General features: G+C 67.1%; 13 protein-coding genes. 11 read left to right on the top strand and 2 right to left on the bottom strand.

Annotated elements, in window-relative coordinates; translation table 11 throughout:
* The first annotated feature begins 1 nt into the window (after position 1).
* From IEQ11_RS03540 to IEQ11_RS03510, 7 genes are all read left to right on the top strand, one after another.
* Positions 2-244 carry a hypothetical protein gene (locus IEQ11_RS03540; RefSeq protein WP_157753783.1) on the top strand — a complete coding sequence of 81 codons (243 nt, stop codon included), beginning with the start codon at positions 2-4 and terminating at the stop codon, positions 242-244.
* Between the two features lie 229 nt (positions 245-473).
* On the top strand, positions 474-1,244 hold the full coding sequence (locus IEQ11_RS03535; RefSeq protein ID WP_051547498.1) for an ABC transporter ATP-binding protein: 771 nt from the start codon (positions 474-476) through the stop codon (positions 1,242-1,244).
* Positions 1,245-1,254: 10 nt separating this feature from the next.
* Positions 1,255-2,586 carry an ABC transporter permease gene (locus IEQ11_RS03530; protein WP_191821784.1) on the top strand — a complete coding sequence of 444 codons (1,332 nt, stop codon included), beginning with the start codon at positions 1,255-1,257 and terminating at the stop codon, positions 2,584-2,586.
* Positions 2,587-2,594: 8 nt separating this feature from the next.
* The gene (locus IEQ11_RS03525) at positions 2,595-3,821 is read left to right on the top strand and encodes an ABC transporter permease (RefSeq protein WP_191821783.1); all 1,227 of its coding nucleotides are present in this window, start codon (positions 2,595-2,597) and stop codon (positions 3,819-3,821) included.
* Between the two features lie 208 nt (positions 3,822-4,029).
* On the top strand, positions 4,030-5,916 hold the full coding sequence (locus IEQ11_RS03520) for a DUF885 domain-containing protein (protein WP_228464599.1): 1,887 nt from the start codon (positions 4,030-4,032) through the stop codon (positions 5,914-5,916).
* A gap of 193 nt (positions 5,917-6,109) precedes the next feature.
* Entirely contained in the window at positions 6,110-7,468 is a 1,359-nt protein-coding gene (locus tag IEQ11_RS03515) for a sigma-54-dependent transcriptional regulator (protein ID WP_191821782.1), read from the top strand.
* A 10-nt stretch (positions 7,469-7,478) separates the two neighbouring features.
* Complete coding sequence (locus IEQ11_RS03510; RefSeq protein WP_425494660.1) at positions 7,479-8,783, top strand: sensor histidine kinase; 1,305 nt, start codon at positions 7,479-7,481, stop codon at positions 8,781-8,783.
* Positions 8,784-8,942: 159 nt separating this feature from the next.
* Here IEQ11_RS03510 and IEQ11_RS03505 read toward each other — a convergent pair whose 3' ends face one another.
* Positions 8,943-9,326, bottom strand: a complete 384-nt coding sequence (locus IEQ11_RS03505) for an ArsR/SmtB family transcription factor (protein ID WP_036108924.1) — start codon at positions 9,324-9,326, stop codon at positions 8,943-8,945.
* A 102-nt stretch (positions 9,327-9,428) separates the two neighbouring features.
* Between IEQ11_RS03505 and IEQ11_RS03500 the strand changes: the two genes are divergently transcribed.
* Entirely contained in the window at positions 9,429-10,178 is a 750-nt protein-coding gene (locus tag IEQ11_RS03500) for a glucose 1-dehydrogenase (protein WP_046660015.1), read from the top strand.
* A gap of 361 nt (positions 10,179-10,539) precedes the next feature.
* Positions 10,540-11,409, top strand: coding sequence for a glycoside hydrolase family 18 protein (locus IEQ11_RS03495; protein ID WP_148650189.1), 870 nt, complete (start codon positions 10,540-10,542; stop codon positions 11,407-11,409).
* A 145-nt stretch (positions 11,410-11,554) separates the two neighbouring features.
* On the opposite strand, the gene glmU is transcribed toward IEQ11_RS03495, so the two are convergent.
* Positions 11,555-12,928: a bifunctional UDP-N-acetylglucosamine diphosphorylase/glucosamine-1-phosphate N-acetyltransferase GlmU gene (gene glmU, locus IEQ11_RS03490; RefSeq protein ID WP_191821780.1), complete on the bottom strand. Its 1,374-nt coding sequence runs from the start codon at positions 12,926-12,928 to the stop codon at positions 11,555-11,557.
* A 101-nt stretch (positions 12,929-13,029) separates the two neighbouring features.
* Here glmU and IEQ11_RS03485 point away from each other — a divergent pair, with 101 nt between their 5' ends.
* Together IEQ11_RS03485 and IEQ11_RS03480 are read left to right on the top strand one after the other, a co-directional pair.
* Positions 13,030-14,661, top strand: a complete 1,632-nt coding sequence (locus IEQ11_RS03485) for a hypothetical protein (protein ID WP_191821779.1) — start codon at positions 13,030-13,032, stop codon at positions 14,659-14,661.
* On the top strand, positions 14,658-15,575 hold the full coding sequence (locus IEQ11_RS03480; protein WP_191821778.1) for an ADP-ribosylglycohydrolase family protein: 918 nt from the start codon (positions 14,658-14,660) through the stop codon (positions 15,573-15,575). Before IEQ11_RS03485 ends, IEQ11_RS03480 begins: the two co-directional genes overlap by 4 nt.
* Positions 15,576-15,595 lie beyond the last annotated feature (20 nt).

The following is a 15,595-nucleotide window of genomic DNA, read 5'->3' as shown; positions in this document are numbered from 1 at the left end:
CATGAACGCAGCCAACCACAGCACCGACACCCGCAGCGACCGCAACGACGCCTTCAACCCGCAGTGGAGCTCGCAGGAGCTGGCCGACGCGGTGCCGCTGCGCCTGCACCAGCTGATCGATTTCGATCAGGTCCGCGATGCCGGCGATGCGCGCAGCGCCAATGCCGAGACGGTTACGCGCCGCGCGCCGCGGATCCAACGTTATCTGGCGGCGTGCGCGTTGCCGATGTTCGTGGTGCGTTGAGGGGGTGCGGCATCGCATCGCTTCACCGCTCTTGCTTTAGCTCGTCATTCCCGCGAAGGCGGGCCCTGCTTCACTTCGGCATAGCCGAACATCCAGGGCTTCACCGAGGTATGACTCTGAAGTCTCTGGATTCCCTCCTTCGCGGGAATGACGAGCGAAAAGCAAACCAACATCAAAAATCCGAAGCACCCACTACCCGCACTACTTCAAGTTCAAGGAACCCACCCTCATGCTCGACATGCGCCAGGTCACCAAGGTCTACCGCACCGAACTCGTCGAAACCCATGCGCTGCGCTCGCTGGACCTGCATGTGCGCGACGGCGAATTCGTCGCGGTGACCGGGCCTTCGGGTTCGGGCAAGACCACCTTCCTCAACATCGCCGGTCTGCTGGAAACCTTCACCGGCGGCGAGTACAAGCTCGACGGCGAGGACGTGCGCGGCCTGTCCGACGACGCGCGTTCGCGCCTGCGCAACCAGAAGATCGGCTTCATCTTCCAAAGCTTCAACCTGATCCCCGACCTCAACTTGTTCGACAACTGCGACGTGCCGCTGCGCTACCGGCGCATGCCGGCGGCCGAGCGCAAGCAGCGCATCGAGCAGGCGCTGACCCAGGTCGGCCTGGGCTCGCGCATGAAGCACTACCCGGCCGAACTGTCCGGCGGCCAGCAGCAGCGCGCGGCGATCGCGCGCGCCCTGGCCGGCACCCCGCGCCTGCTGCTCGCCGACGAACCGACCGGCAACCTCGACTCGCAGATGGCGCGCGGGGTGATGGAGCTGCTCGAGGAGATCAACGCCGCCGGCACCACCATCATCATGGTCACCCACGACCCGGAACTGGCCGCGCGCGCGCAGCGCAACGTGCATATCGTCGACGGCATGGCCACCGACCTGACCGCCGAACCCAGCCTGATCCGCGCGCCCACGCCGATGAGCAGCACGATGGACCACGCGACCGACGACGCGGCGTCCGCCGGCGCCGTCGACACCACCCACGCCTGAGGTCGCGGCCATGTCCGGCAACAGCCAGTTCGCTTATTACCTGCAGCTCGCCTTGCGCAGCTTCAGGCGCAACATCGTGTTGACCGCGCTGATGGTGCTCGCCATCGCGCTCGGCATCGGCGCGGCGATGACCACGCTGACCGTGTTCTACGTGCTCTCCGGCGATCCGCTGCCGGGCAAGAGCCATCAGGTGTTCCATCCGCGCCTGGACGCCCGCGCCATGAACGGTTACACCCCCGGCGACGAGCCTCAGGACGACATGAGCCGCTTCGACGCCGAAATGCTGTTGCGCGAAGCGCGCGGCGACCGTCAGGCGATGATGTCGTCGGGCAACATCGCCATCGAGCCGCGTCGCGACAACCTGCCGCCGTTCCGCCAGGACTCGCGCCTGACCTCGGCCGATTTCTTCCCGATGTTCCAGGTGCCGTTCAAGTACGGCGCGGCCTGGAGCCGCGAGGACGACGAGCGTCGCGCGCGGGTGGCGGTGATCGGCACCAAGCTCAACGATCGTCTGTTCGGCGGCGGCAACAGCGTCGGCAAATCGATCTGGCTGGACCGGGCCGAATTCCGCGTGGTCGGGGTGATCGACGACTGGCATCCGCAGCCCAGTTTCTACGATCTGACCTCCGGTGAACGCGGCTTCGGCGAACCGGAGGAAGTGTTCGTACCTTTCACCACCTCGCGCGATGTGCGCATGAACCCGCAAGGCAACATCGACTGCTGGGGCGACAACAATCTCGACGAGGAAGGCAACCGCAGCGTCAACGCCAAATGTTCCTGGCTGCAGTACTGGGTCGAACTGGACACGCCGGAAAAAGTCGCCGCGTACAAGCAGTATCTGGAAAATTACAGCGCCCAGCAGCGCGCCTCCGGCCGCTTCGAACGCCCGACCGCGCCCAAGCTCGACAACGTGATGCAGTGGCTGGACTTCAAGCGCGCGGTGCCCGGCGACGTGCGCCTGCAGGTGTGGCTGGCGTTCGGTTTCCTGCTGGTATGCCTGCTCAACACGGTCGGCCTGCTGCTGGCGAAGTTCCTGCGTCGCTCCGGCGAGATCGGCGTGCGCCGCGCGCTCGGCGCGACCCGCCGCGCGATCTTCGCCCAGTGCCTGGTCGAGGCCGGCACGATCGGTCTGGCCGGCGGCCTGCTGGGCCTCGTGCTCGCCCAGTTCGGCCTGTGGGCGGTACGTCAGCAACCGGTCAGTTATGCCGCACTGGCCCATCTGGACCCGACCATGCTGTTCACCACCTTCGCCCTGGCCATCGTCGCCAGCGTACTGGCCGGGCTGTTGCCCGCCTGGCGTGCCTGTCAGGTCACGCCCGCCATCCAGCTCAAGAGCCAGTGAGACCACGCATGGACATCCGCCCCATCCTGACCACGTTGCGCCGGCACAAGACCGCCGCCGCCCTGATCGTGTTCGAAGTCGCGCTGACCTGCGCGATCATCTGCAATGCCGTGTTCCTGATCCAAAGCCGCATCACACGCATGAACAGCCCCAGCGGCATGGTCGAGAACGAACTCGTTCGCGTCGGCGTGCGCGGCATCAACGAACACGGCGAAAACGAAGCGTTGACCCGTTCGGATCTCGCGCTGCTGCGTTCGCTGCCGGGGGTCAAGTCGGTCAGCATCGCCAACCAGGTGCGTTACGGCGATTCGTCCTGGAACAGCGGCATCAATCTGACCACCGACCAGAAGATTCCGAACGCCAGCGTGTCCACCTACCTGGGCGACGCGCAATTCGTGAAGACTCTGGGGCTGAAGCTGGTCGCCGGCCGCGACTTCAATGCCGACGAGATGATCAGCTACGCCAAGCTGCGCGAGCCGGGCGCGAACGTCGCGGTGCCCTCGGCGATCATCACCCGCGCACTGGCCGACAAGCTCTATCCCGGCCAGGACCCTGTCGGCAAAGTGTTCTATTCCTGGGGCGATGAACCCACCCGCGTGATCGGCGTGGTCGAGCACCTGCTGCGCCCCAACGACTGGATCAAGCCAGGCATGGGCGAATTCTCGGTGATCTTCCCGATCGAGATGGGCTACGACGCCGGCATCTATCTGCTGCGCGTCGATCCCTCGCAACGCGAGCAGGTGCTCAAGAGCGCCGGCGAGGCCCTGGTCAAGAACGGCCCGGTGCGCATCCTCAGCGAACGCAACGCGCGGGTCGAGGACATGGCCGACAAGTTCTACCAGACCGACCGCTCGATGATCTGGCTGCTCAGCGCGGTCTGCATCGCCCTGTTGATCGTCACCGCGCTCGGCATCGTCGGCCTGGCCAGTTTCTGGGTGCAGCAGCGCACCCGCCAGATCGGCGTGCGTCGCGCGCTGGGCGCGACCCGCGGCCAAATCCTGCGTTACTTCCAGACCGAGAACTTCCTGCTGACCAGCATCGGCATCGTGCTCGGCATGGCGATGGCGTTCGCGATCAACCTGGCCCTGATGAAGTACTACGAACTGCCGCGCCTGCCCGCGCTGTACCTGCCGCTGGGCGCGCTGTGTTTGTGGGCGCTGGGCCAGATCGCGGTGTACGGCCCGGCCAAGCGCGCGGCGATGGTGCCGCCGGCGCTGGCGACGCGCTCGGCCTGAGCGCCCGCGCCGCGCGTTACGAACGTCACCCCTCGCCGCTCGCAAATGTCAGCTGCCCGGCGGGGGTGACTCAGGCAAGCTGCGACACCGATTCCGCGCTTGCCTTATCTGCTCACGTTGCAAGACCTAACGCCCCGTCCGGCTTCGCGCCGGACGGGATCGGGACGATGTGTCCTCGTCTCGCCCCCAACACCACACGGAGCCCTTCATGAGCCCTTCGTCCCCGCATCGCATGCCACGTCGTTCGCTGTCGCGCACCGCGCTGTCGACGCTGTTGTCCGCCGCGCTGTTCGGCGCCGCGCTGCTGCCGGCCGCGCAGGCCGCAGCGACCACCGCGACCGCCGACGCGGACGCCACCATCGCCGACGCCGCGCAGGCCAGCGATGTCGCCGCGCGCCTGAAGGCCTTCAACGCACTGATCGACGAGCAATGGGAAAGCCTGATGCGCGAGCAGCCCGAACAGGCCAGCTTCTTCGGCGACTACCGCTACAACGCCGCCTGGGGCGATTTCTCGCTGGCCGGCGCGGCCAGGCACAACCGCGATACGAAGGAACTGCTCGCGCGCTTCAAGGCTGTCGACACCCGCGGTTTCGCCGAAAGCGACCTGCTCAACCATCGGCTGATGCTGCGCTGGCTCGAGGACGACCTGCGCGGCTATGCGCTCAAGTTCCATGAAATGCCGCTGGACCAGTTCAACGGCACCCATCTGTTTTTGACCATCATGGTCAAGTCGTTCCCGTTCAACGACACCCAGCAGTACGACGATTACCTCAAGCGCCTGCACGAGATCCCGCGCATCCTGCGGCAGGTCACCGAGGTCGCCCGCCAGGGCGCCAAGGACGGGCTGATGCAGCCGTCCTACCTGCTGGAGAAGGTCGCCGCGCAATGCAACGGCATCGCCGACAGCGTCGGCGAGGACAACGTGTTCGCAGGCGCGCTGAAGAAGTTCCCCGACAGCGTGCCGGCGGCCGAGCGCGAGCGCCTGCGCAAGCAGATCCTCGCCGCGGTCAACGACGAAGTGCGTCCGGCGTATCGCCAACTGGCCGAGTTCGTCAGCAAGGAGTACGCGCCCCAGGGCCGCAAGGAATACGGCGTGTGGTCGGTGCCCAACGGCGAGGCGCTGTACCGGTTCTCGATCGAGCAGTTCACCTCGCTGGACGTACCGCCCGAGCAGATCCATCAGCTCGGCCTGAGCGAAGTGGCGCGGATCGAAAAGGCCCAGACCGAAATCGCCAAGCGCCTGGGCTACGCCGACCTCAAGAGCATGCGCAGCGCGGTCGCCGCCGATCCGAAGCGCCACGCCGGCTCGCGCGAGCAGATCCTGCAGTTGTACCGCGACTATCTGGCGCAGATGGACAAGCGCCTGCCCGAGCTGTTCGGCAAGCTGCCGACCACCAAGGTGCAGGTGCAGTCGGTCGAGGCCTGGCGCGAGAAGGAAGCCTCGGCCGCGCAGTACATGCCCGGCACGCCCGACGGCAAGCGCCCGGGGCTGATCACGGTCAACACCGGCGAACCGGAGAAGCGTCTGCTGACCCGGATCGAAGCGGTCGCCTATCACGAAGGCGTGCCCGGCCATCATCTGCAGCTGTCGATCGCGCGCGATCTGCCGGCGTTGCCGAAATTCCGCACCTTGACCGGGCAAACCGCCTTCATGGAGGGCTGGGGCCTGTATTCGGAAGAACTCGGCAAGGAGATCGGTTTCTACCAGGATCCATACAGCGATTTCGGCCGCCTGTCCGAGGAACTGATCCGCGCCAATCGCCTGGTGCTCGACACCGGCGTGCATCACAAGCGCTGGAGCCGCGAGCAGATGGTGCAGTGGATGCGCGATCACTCCGACATGGAAGAACCCAACATCCAGTCCGAAGCCGATCGCTACATCGCCTGGCCCGGACAGGCGCTGGCCTACAAGATGGGCCAGTTGAAGATCCGCGAACTGCGCGCGCGCGCCGAAGCCAGACTCGGCAAGCAGTTCGACATCCGCGCCTTCCACGACCAGATCCTCGGCGGCGGCGCCTTGCCCTTGAAGGAACTGGAACTGCGCATCGATCGCTGGATCGCCTCGGTGCCGGCGCAGGCCGACAGCAAAAAATAATCGCAACAAGCTACCGCGTACCTCTCCCTCTCCCGCCCCGCGGGAGAGGGCCGGGGTGAGGGCCGCAACCCCAACAAACACGCCACACACCACGCAGCGCGCGATCCACGCGCAATTCACCGTCCCCTGCCCTCGCTGGCATACTCACCGCACTCGGCCGCCGTCACCGCGGCCCACCGCAAACGGAATCCAGATGCGCACGGTCCTGGTCATCGACGACAACCCGGCGGTCGGCACCGCGCTGGACCTGCTGTTCGGCTTGCGCGAGATCCAGGTGATCGCCGTGCAATCGCCCGAAGCCGGGCTGGACACGCTGGCGCGCGAAGACATCGGCCTGGTCCTGCAGGACATGAACTTCACCGCCGACACCACCTCCGGCGAAGAAGGCGTGGCGCTGTTCCGCGCGATCCGCGCGCGCCACCCGGACCTGCCGATCATCCTGCTGACCGCGTGGACCCACCTGGACATCGCCGTCGACCTGGCCAAGGCCGGCGCCGCCGATTACCTGGCCAAGCCCTGGGACGATCAGAAACTGCTGGCCAGCGTCGAGAACCTGCTCGAACTGGGCGCCAGCACGCGCGAGATCTCGCGCCTGCACGAGCAACGCCGCAAGCTGCATCGCGACCTGGAAGCGCGTTACGACCTGCGCGGGCTGGTGTTCGGTTCCGAACAACTCGCGCGCGTGGTCGAACTGGCCGGACACGTCGCCCGCGCCGACGTGCCGGTGCTGATCACCGGCCCCAACGGCGCCGGCAAGGAAAAGATCGCCGAGATCGTGCAGGCCAATTCCTCGGTCAAGTCCGGTCCGTTCGTGACCTTGAACTGCGGCGCGCTGCCGACCGAACTGATCGAGGCCGAGCTGTTCGGCGCCGACGCCGGCGCCTACACCGGCGCCAACAAGATGCGCGAAGGCAAGTTCGAAGCCGCCGACGGCGGCACCTTGTTTCTCGACGAAATCGGCAACCTGCCGCCGACCGGGCAGATGAAGCTGCTGCGGGTGCTGGAAACCGGACGCTTCGAACGCCTGGGCTCCAACCGCGAACGTCAGGTCAAGGTGCGGGTGATCAGCGCGACCAACGCCGACCTGCCGGCGATGATCCGCGACGGCCGTTTTCGCGAAGACCTGTACTACCGGCTCAACACCATCCAGATCGACATCCCGCCGCTGGCCGAGCGCCGCGACGACGTGCTGCCGCTGGCCCGGCATTTCCTCCAGGACAATCCGCTCGCCGCCGGCAAGCGCCTGAGCGAGGACGCCGAGCGCGCGCTGTTGCAGCACGCCTGGCCCGGCAACGTGCGCGAACTACGCAACACCCTGCAGCGCGCGGCCCTGCTGGCGCGCGGCGACAGCATCGGGGTGGCCGACCTCGGCTTGCCCGCGGCGGCGGCGCAGCCGGCGATCGCGATCGGCGGCGACGAACTCGACCGCGCCACCATCGAAGCCGCGCTGGAACGCGCCGGCGGCGTGCTGGCCCAGGCCGCGAGCGAACTGGGCCTGTCACGTCAGGCGCTGTACCGACGTCTTGAAAGACTCGGCATCAAGCGCGACTGAGGACATGAGCATGCGCCGCCCCCCATTGAGTCTGGTATTCAGCGCGATCGCGATGGCCTACCTCGCGGCCGGCGCCGCGGCCACGGCGTGGCTGTCGCAGTGGATCGGCAACCGCTGGCTGGTGCTGGCGATCGTGCTCGCGGTGCTGGCGCCGTTGCTGGTCTATCACGTGCGGCGCGCGTTCGCGCCGATGAATTCGCTGTTCCGCGCCTTGGCCGGCTCGGTCGCCAGCTACCGCGACGGCGATTACTCGATCAGCTTCCACTGGGACGGCAAGGGCGATCTGGGCGAACTGGTCGCCAGCCACAACCGCCTGGGCGACACCTTGCGCGAACAGCGCCTGAGCCTGGTCCAGCGCGAGCTGCTGCTCGACACCATGGTCCAGAACACGCCGGTGGCGATGCTGCTGGTCGATCCCTCGCGCCGGATCATTCACGGCAACCTCGCCGCGCGCAAAGCCCTGGGCGAAGGCAAGCGCCTGGAAGGCCAGGATTTCGCCGCCCTGCTCGCGCGCGCGCCGGTGCCGATGCAGGAAGCCTTCGATCGCGGCGGCGACGGCATGTTCACCGTCGGCGATATCGAAAACGAGGAGATCTACCACCTCTCGCGCCGGGTGTTCCGCCTCAACGGCCGCGCCCACGAACTGGTGCTGCTGCGCCAGCTCACCGCCGAACTGCGCCGCCAGGAAGTGCAGACCTGGAAGAAAGTGATCCGGGTCATCAGCCACGAACTTAACAACTCGCTCGCGCCGATCGCCTCGCTGGCGCATTCGGGCGCCGAGCTGCTGCGCCGCGGCCAGTACGATCGCCTGCCGACCGCGCTGGCCACCATCGAAGACCGTGCGCGCCATCTGGAAGGCTTCATTCGCGATTACGCGCGTTTCGCCAAGCTGCCGGCGCCGCGGCTGGAGCCGATCGAATGGTCGCGCTTCGTCGAGCAACTGCGCAGCCAGGTCGACTTCGCCTTCGACGGCATCCAGGGCGACGCGATCGCGCGCGTGGACGTGGCCCAGCTCGAGCAATGCCTGATCAACCTGCTCAAGAACGCGCACGAATCCGGTTCGGCGCCCGAGGAAGTGCGCCTGCAATTGCGCCGGGTGCAGGACGCCTGGCGCATCGACATCCTCGACCGCGGCACCGGCATGAACGACTCGGTCCTGTCCAATGCGCTGCTGCCGTTCTATTCGACCAAGCGCAACGGCACCGGCCTGGGTCTGGCGCTCGCGCGGGAAATCGCCGAGGCGCACGGCGGCCGTATCGCGTTGTTGAATCGCGAAGGCGGCGGTCTGTGCGTGTCGATGGTGTTGCCCGACTGAGCCGGGCCGTCCGCGCCGCGTGAGGCGGCAGCGCGCACGATCCGGATAGACGCCGCCGCGGGCGGCGCGGATCATCGCCGGCACACACTCATCGCGAATGGTTTCAAGCGTCTTTTTATCGCGCGCCGCGTTCCGGCACGACGCTGCGGGCGAGTAAGCCTAAACCGCCTTGGACCTGGCCGCGGCGGCCTTGCGCTTGGCCAGCTTGGCGCGCTCGACCGCCTGGGCGCCGTGCGCCGACACGATCGCGCCGATCAGGCCCGGGAAACGCTGCTCGACGTCCGCGCAACGGGTGGTGTTATGCATTTCCACCCCGCGCCGCTCGCTGCGGATCAGCCCGGCTTCGCGCAGCGCGCGGAAATGCAGGGACAGGGTCGACTTGGGAATGCTGCGGTCGCTGACCTGGAGAAAATTGGAACAGTTCATCGCGCAGCTCGCGCCGGCCATCTGCGCATAGATCGCCGCGCGCACGGGGTCCGACAGGGCGTGGAGGATGCCCTCCACGGTGATGTCCTCGATCGCGGGATGCACCAGGGGTTTCATGCCGCCATCTTAGAGGCCCTTGACTTCAAGTTCTATAGTTCATATGTTCTGAACTACTGGAATTAACCCCCGCTTCATCCTCCCACAAGGACTTCATCGATCATGAGCAACAAACTCGCAGGCAAAGTCGCGCTGGTCACCGGCGCATCCAAGGGCATCGGCGCGGCCATCGCCAAGGCGCTCGCCGCGCAGGGCGCGTCGGTCGCGGTGAACTACGCCAGCAGCAAGGCCGGCGCCGACGCCGTGGTCGCGGCGATCGAAGCCGCCGGCGGCAAGGCCATCGCGGTCCAGGGCGATGTGTCCAAAGGCGCCGATGCCCAGGCCATCGTCGATGCCACGGTCAAGCAGTTCGGCCGCCTCGACGTGCTGGTCAACAACTCCGGCGTCTACGCGTTCGCGCCGCTGGCCGAGATCACCGAAGAAAGCTTCCATCAGCAGTTCAACGTCAACGTGCTCGGCCTGCTGCTGACCACCCAGGCCGCGTCCAAGCACCTGGGCGAAGGCGGCAGCATCATCAACATCGGTTCGGTGGTCAGCCGCATCACCCCGCCCGACAGCGCGGTCTACACCGGCACCAAGGGCGCGGTCGACGCGATCACCGGCGTGCTGTCGCGCGAACTTGGCCCACGCAAGATCCGAGTCAATTCGCTCAACCCCGGCATGATCGAAACCGAAGGCACCCATTCGGCCGGCTTCATCGGTTCGGATTTCCAGAACTGGGCGGTCTCGCAGACGCCGCTGGGCCGCATCGGCCAGCCCGACGATATCGCCTCGATCGCGGTGTTCCTGGCCTCGGACGATTCGTACTGGCTGACCGGCGAGCAGTTGCTGGCCGGCGGCGGTACGCGCTAAGTCCGAGCGAACGACGACGCGTCGCCGCGAACGCGGCGAACGATCGAAGCAACGCACAACGCCACGGCTCGAGCCGTGGCGTTGCGCGTTGTGTCGTACGTAAAAAGAATGTCTGTCGCATCGCGGCGCGCGGATGGCTGCGACGGTGGGTTTCATCGACAGCGCTTTGGTTCGCGATCTGTTCGAAGTTGCTCGCGCGATCACATCGAGACGCAAGCGCGACGACGATGCTTGGCGACGGTAGGGGAGTGGCCTTCGCATTCGTTTCTAGAAACGACGACCACGAACCTCAATCGGCACGGCACGTGCGCGTCCGTCAAATCGAATGTGTTTTCCAAACAATGGAAGAGGAGATTCGCCAATGCTTAGCAAATCTACGCTTTTCGCCGCCGGTTTAATGGCCTTTATCGCCAGTTCCGCCGCCGACGCGCGTAACGTCGTATTTCTGAACAATCCCTCGCCGCAGGACGTAAGCAATGTCGGACGCTTCATCGTCAAAGGCACCGGCAAGCCGTTCTTTTCCGATCTCGTGCTGTTCGCCGCCAACATCAACGGCAGCACCCCCAACACGCCGGTGCTGTTCTACAACTCGCAGATGAGCACGATCCTGGACAACAACATCGCCATCGTCAGGGCACTGCAGCAGAAGGGGATCAAGGTGCAGATCTCCTACCTGGGCAATCACCAGAACGCGGGCTGGTCGTGCAACATGAGCGCCAGCGCGGCGGCCCAGCTCGGCAACGCGATGGTCGCCGAGGTGGTGAGGTACGGGCTCGACGGCATCAACGTCGACGATGAGTACTCCACCTGTTCGGGCAACGCCAGCGCGTTCTATTCCGTGCTCAGCGCGATCCGCGGCAATTCGGGCTTTTCCGGAAAGACCCTGAGCAAGGCGCTTTGGTCCGACTCGCAGTATTTTTCCGCGCCCTACAACGCGGCAACCAAGCTGACCGAGGGCTATGAGATGACCTACGGCGGCAGCGTCAGCTATCTCACCCCGTATGTCGGCTACGGCATGCTCAAGAGCAACCTGTTCCTCGGCATCTCGCCGGAGTTCAGTTCGGCCACGCAGGCGCGGACCATCGCGGCGAACGTCGCCAGCGGCGGCTACCAAGGCGTGATGATCTGGGCGCCCAACGCCTTCCTCAGCACCAGCGCCGCCGCCAGTTACTACACCCAGATCATCAAGGCCCAGGCCGGCAGCACCGCGTCGGTGGAATACGTTCCGTGACTGCGAACGCGGCGGGATGTGATCGCCGCGGTTCGTAGCGGTCCGATGCATCGCCCGCCGTGAGATCGGCGGGGCGTTATCCGAGTTTGGGAAGCCGGCCGGCTTCCCAAACTCTCTGTGCCGGCTTTACCCGCACCGCCGCCGATCAGTCTTGCGGCTTTTTCTTCACCGGCCGCTTCCAGCCTTCCACCGTCGACTGGCGCGCGCGTCCGATGCTCAGCTCGCCGGCCGGCGCCGGCCGCGTGATCACCGAACCGGCGGCGATGGTCGCGTCCTTGCCGATCGTGACCGGCGCGACCAGCGCCGAGTTCGAGCCGATGAACGCGCCGTCCTCGATGGTGGTGACCGACTTGTTCACGCCGTCGTAGTTGCAGGTGATGGTGCCCGCGCCGACGTTGACGCCGGCGCCGATCACCGCGTCGCCCAGGTAGGTCAGATGATTGGCCTTGCTGCCCACGCCGATGCGGGCGTTCTTGGTCTCGACGAAATTGCCCACGTGCGCGCCGTCGGCGAGCACCGTGCCCGGACGCAGGCGCGAATACGGGCCGATCACCGCCGCGCCCTCGACCACCACGCCGTCGAGATCGCAATGCGCGCGCACCACCGTGCCGGCGGCGAGCTTGACGTCCTTGAGCCGGCAGAACGGACCGATCTGCACGCCGTCGCCGAGTTCGACCCGGCCTTCGAGCACCACGTCGACGTCGATCTCCACGTCCTGGCCGACGCTGAGCGTGCCGCGCAGATCGAAGCGCGACGGATCGGCAAGGCGCGCGCCCTGCACGCACACGCCACGCGCGGCGCGCAATTGATACGCACGTTCGAGCTGGGCGAGCTGCCACGGGTCGTTGGCGCCTTCGACTTCGACCGGATCGGCGACATGCACCATCTCGGCCGGGCTGTACTCGGCCGCGGCCGCGGCGAACACGTCAGTGAGGTAGTACTCGCCCTGCGCGTTGTCGTTGCCCAGGCGATCGAGCCAGCGCCGCAGCGGTTCGCCGTCGGCGACCAGGATGCCGGTGTTGACGGTGCGGATCTCGCGCTGTTCTTCGTCGGCGTCCTTGTGCTCGACGATGCGGCCGACCCGGCCCTCGGGGTCGCGGACGATGCGGCCGTAACCGGTCGGATCATCCATGTCGGCCACCAGCACCGCCAGTCGGCCCGGCGCGGCGAGCAGCCGGCGCAGGGTATCGGCGGTGATCAGCGGCACATCGCCGTACAGCACCAGCACGCGTGCGTCCTGTGGCACGCCCGGCATCGCCTGTTGCACGGCGTGGCCGGTGCCCAGGCGTTGCGCCTGCTCGGCCCAGTGCAGATCGCTCTGACCGTCGAACGCGGCGCGGACCTGCTCGCCGCCGTGGCCGTAGACCACATGGATACCGGCCGGGCTCAGGGCCCGCGCGGTTTCGATCGCGTGCGCCAGCATCGGCCGGCCGGCGATCTTCTGCAGCACCTTGGCCGTCGCCGACTTCATGCGCTTGCCCTCGCCGGCGGCGAGAATCACGATGTGCAGCTGGTTCATCGACTCATGAGCCATGTATGAAATCTTCCTTACATTCGGTTGCTTGACGTGGGCCCCCCGTCGAGGACGAATCTTAGCAACTCACCGTTGAAGGACCCTGTATGCCCATCGACCGCGCTGCACGGCGAACCGCCGCACTGGTAGCCCTGTTCTTTACCGTGATCGCGATCGTGGCACTGCGTCAGGACGCGAACTGGGACCTGCGCAACTATCACCTGTATACGCCGCTGGCCTGGATGGAGGGGCGGCTGGACCGCGATATCGCGGTGGCGCAGCTGCAGACCTGGCACAACCCGATCGTCGACATCCCGTTCGCGCTGATGGTCCGCGCCGGGGTCGGCGGGGTGCCGATCACCGCGTGGCTGGCGATTCCGAGCGTGCTGGCGCTGTTCTTCGGCCTGCGCCTGCTCGACACGCTGATGCCGGCGCAGCGCAGCCGCGCCCGCACCTGGATCGCCGGTTTCGTGGCCATCACCGGCGCGGCGGTGTATCCGAGCACGGCGGCGATCTTCAACGACCACATCGTCGGCGCCCTGATGCTGGCCGCGCTGTATTGGCTGGCCACCTCGCCGCGGCGGCGCGGACCGTTCGCGACCTGGCTGCCGATCGGCCTGCTGGCCGGCGCGGCGGCCGGGTTCAAGCTCACCGCCGCGACCTACTGCCTGGGCTTCATCGCCGCGGCGCTGTTCGCCGGCCCGGCGCGGCAGCTGCCCGCGCGCATCGGCGCGCTGGCGCTCGGCGGCGGCGTCGCCGCGCTGCTGTGCTGGGGGCCGTGGGGCTGGTACCTGTGGCAGCACCACGGCAACCCGTTGTTCCCGTATTTCAATCAGTGGTTCCAATCGCCCGACGCCCTGCCCGAATCCATGCGCGACCTGCGCTATCTGCCCGACGGCGCACTGCAGTACTTGAACGCGCCGTTGCGCATGCTGCGCCGCAGCCGCGATTTCTCCGAGGTGGTGCTGGCCGATCCGCGGGTCTTGCTGGGCATGATCGCGCTCGCGATCTGGGTGTGGCGGGGCCGCGCGCGCGGCGACGCGGTCGCGCCGCCGTCCGCGCACGCCGCGCAAACCGCGAGCGATGCCAGCGATGCCAACGACGCGAATGACGAGGCCTCGATCCGCCTCGCGCTGCGCTGGCCGTTGCTGGCCTTCGTGCTGGTCAGCTATGTCGGCTGGCTGGCGATGTACAGCATCTACCGCTATCTGCTGCCGCTGGAGCTGTTGTTCTCGATGCTGATCGTCGGCGTGGTGTCGGTCCTGTTCGCCAAGCGCCGGACGCGTACCGCCATGCTCGTCGCGATGGTGCTGGTGGTCGCGCCGACCAAGCATCCGAGCTGGGGCCGCGACCCGTTTCGTTCGCCGATGATCGAAGTGAGCTATCCGGCGCTGCCGAAGAACAGCGTGGTCCTGACCAGCACCAATCACCCGATCGGGCACGCGCTCGCGTTCCTGCCGCGCGACGTGCCGGCGATGGCGATCCACAACAACTTCATGGACCCGCAGCGCTGCACGCGGCTGCAGGAACGCGTCGAACGCACCGTCGCCACCAATGCCGGCCCGTTGTGGCTGCTGCGCCCGGTGCGCGTGGACCCGCCGGCCGCCGAACGCATGGCCTTGTACGGACTGACGGTCAACGGCGCCTGCCGGCCGTTGCACAACACCCTGGCGAAGCTCGAGCTGTGTCCGCTGGCGCGCGCGCCGTTCGCGCCGATTTGCGTCAAGGCGGCACCATGAGTGTGGATGCGACCCCGATCGAGCGTGCCCGACTCGCGCTCGACGGCCTGTCGATCGGCGATGCCTTCGGGCAGTGCTTCTTCCAGGAGCCGGCCCTGTCGGACAGCTGGCTCGCGCAGCGCATCGTGCCGCCCGGGCCCTGGCCGTACACCGACGACACCCAGATGTCGCTGTCGATCGTCGCGGTGCTCGCCGACGGCGGCGCCATCGATCAGCAACGTCTCGCGATGCGCCTGGCCAAGCACTACGAATACGACCGGGCGTACGGACCGTCGATGCACCGCGTGCTCGAACGCATCGGCAACGGCGAGCCGTGGCGCGAGGTCGCCGGTTCCTCGTTCGGCGGCCAGGGTTCGCACGGCAACGGCGCGGCGATGCGCGCCGCGCCGGTGGGCGGCTATTTTTCCGGGGACCTGGACGCGGTCGTCGCCCAGGCACGCGCGTCGGCCGAAGTCACCCACGCTCATCCCGAAGGCATCGCCGGCGCGGTGGCGGTCGCGGTGGCCGCGGCCTGGGCCTGGCGGTGTCGGAGCGAAGGCCGACGCCCCGAGCACGCGTCCTTTCTCGCCTCGATCCTCGAATCCCTGCCGCCTGGCGAAGTGCGCTCGAAGCTGATCCGCGCGCAGTCGCTGTCGCGAGTCGGCTCGCTGGACCACGCCGTCGCCCTGCTCGGAAACGGCAGCGAGATGTCCGCGCAGGACACCGTGCCTTACGCCTTGTGGTGTTGCGGGCAATCGCTGGACAACTACCAAGACGCGTTGTGGCTGGCGGTCCAGGCCGGCGGCGACCGCGACACGCTGTGCGCGATCGTCGGCGGCGTGGTGGCGCTGTTCGTCGGTCGCGACGGCATTCCGCCGACCTGGCGGGAACGTCGCGAGACGTTGCCGGATGGATTCGCGCTCACCGTCGCCTGAGCGCGCGCGACTGTGCGCCC

Source organism: Lysobacter capsici, from assembly GCF_014779555.2.
In the GTDB taxonomy this organism is placed as follows: Bacteria; Pseudomonadota; Gammaproteobacteria; order Xanthomonadales; family Xanthomonadaceae; genus Lysobacter; species Lysobacter capsici.
Note: the sequence above shows the minus strand (reverse complement) of the source record. Positions and strands in the feature narration are given on the sequence as shown.

What these genes read in the sequence shown, in the direction of transcription:
- IEQ11_RS03500 (WP_046660015.1), top strand. Translation starts at nt 9,429, where the DNA reads ATGAGCAACAAACTCGCAGGCAAAGTCGCGCTGGTCACCGGCGCATCC.
- IEQ11_RS03510 (WP_425494660.1), top strand. Translation starts at nt 7,479, where the DNA reads ATGCGCCGCCCCCCATTGAGTCTGGTATTCAGCGCGATCGCGATGGCC.
- IEQ11_RS03505 (WP_036108924.1), bottom strand. Translation starts at nt 9,326, where the DNA reads ATGAAACCCCTGGTGCATCCCGCGATCGAGGACATCACCGTGGAGGGC.
- IEQ11_RS03520 (WP_228464599.1), top strand. Translation starts at nt 4,030, where the DNA reads ATGAGCCCTTCGTCCCCGCATCGCATGCCACGTCGTTCGCTGTCGCGC.
- glmU (WP_191821780.1), bottom strand. Translation starts at nt 12,928, where the DNA reads ATGAACCAGCTGCACATCGTGATTCTCGCCGCCGGCGAGGGCAAGCGC.
- IEQ11_RS03525 (WP_191821783.1), top strand. Translation starts at nt 2,595, where the DNA reads ATGGACATCCGCCCCATCCTGACCACGTTGCGCCGGCACAAGACCGCC.
- IEQ11_RS03485 (WP_191821779.1), top strand. Translation starts at nt 13,030, where the DNA reads ATGCCCATCGACCGCGCTGCACGGCGAACCGCCGCACTGGTAGCCCTG.
- IEQ11_RS03515 (WP_191821782.1), top strand. Translation starts at nt 6,110, where the DNA reads ATGCGCACGGTCCTGGTCATCGACGACAACCCGGCGGTCGGCACCGCG.
- IEQ11_RS03535 (WP_051547498.1), top strand. Translation starts at nt 474, where the DNA reads ATGCTCGACATGCGCCAGGTCACCAAGGTCTACCGCACCGAACTCGTC.
- IEQ11_RS03540 (WP_157753783.1), top strand. Translation starts at nt 2, where the DNA reads ATGAACGCAGCCAACCACAGCACCGACACCCGCAGCGACCGCAACGAC.
- IEQ11_RS03495 (WP_148650189.1), top strand. Translation starts at nt 10,540, where the DNA reads ATGCTTAGCAAATCTACGCTTTTCGCCGCCGGTTTAATGGCCTTTATC.
- IEQ11_RS03480 (WP_191821778.1), top strand. Translation starts at nt 14,658, where the DNA reads ATGAGTGTGGATGCGACCCCGATCGAGCGTGCCCGACTCGCGCTCGAC.
- IEQ11_RS03530 (WP_191821784.1), top strand. Translation starts at nt 1,255, where the DNA reads ATGTCCGGCAACAGCCAGTTCGCTTATTACCTGCAGCTCGCCTTGCGC.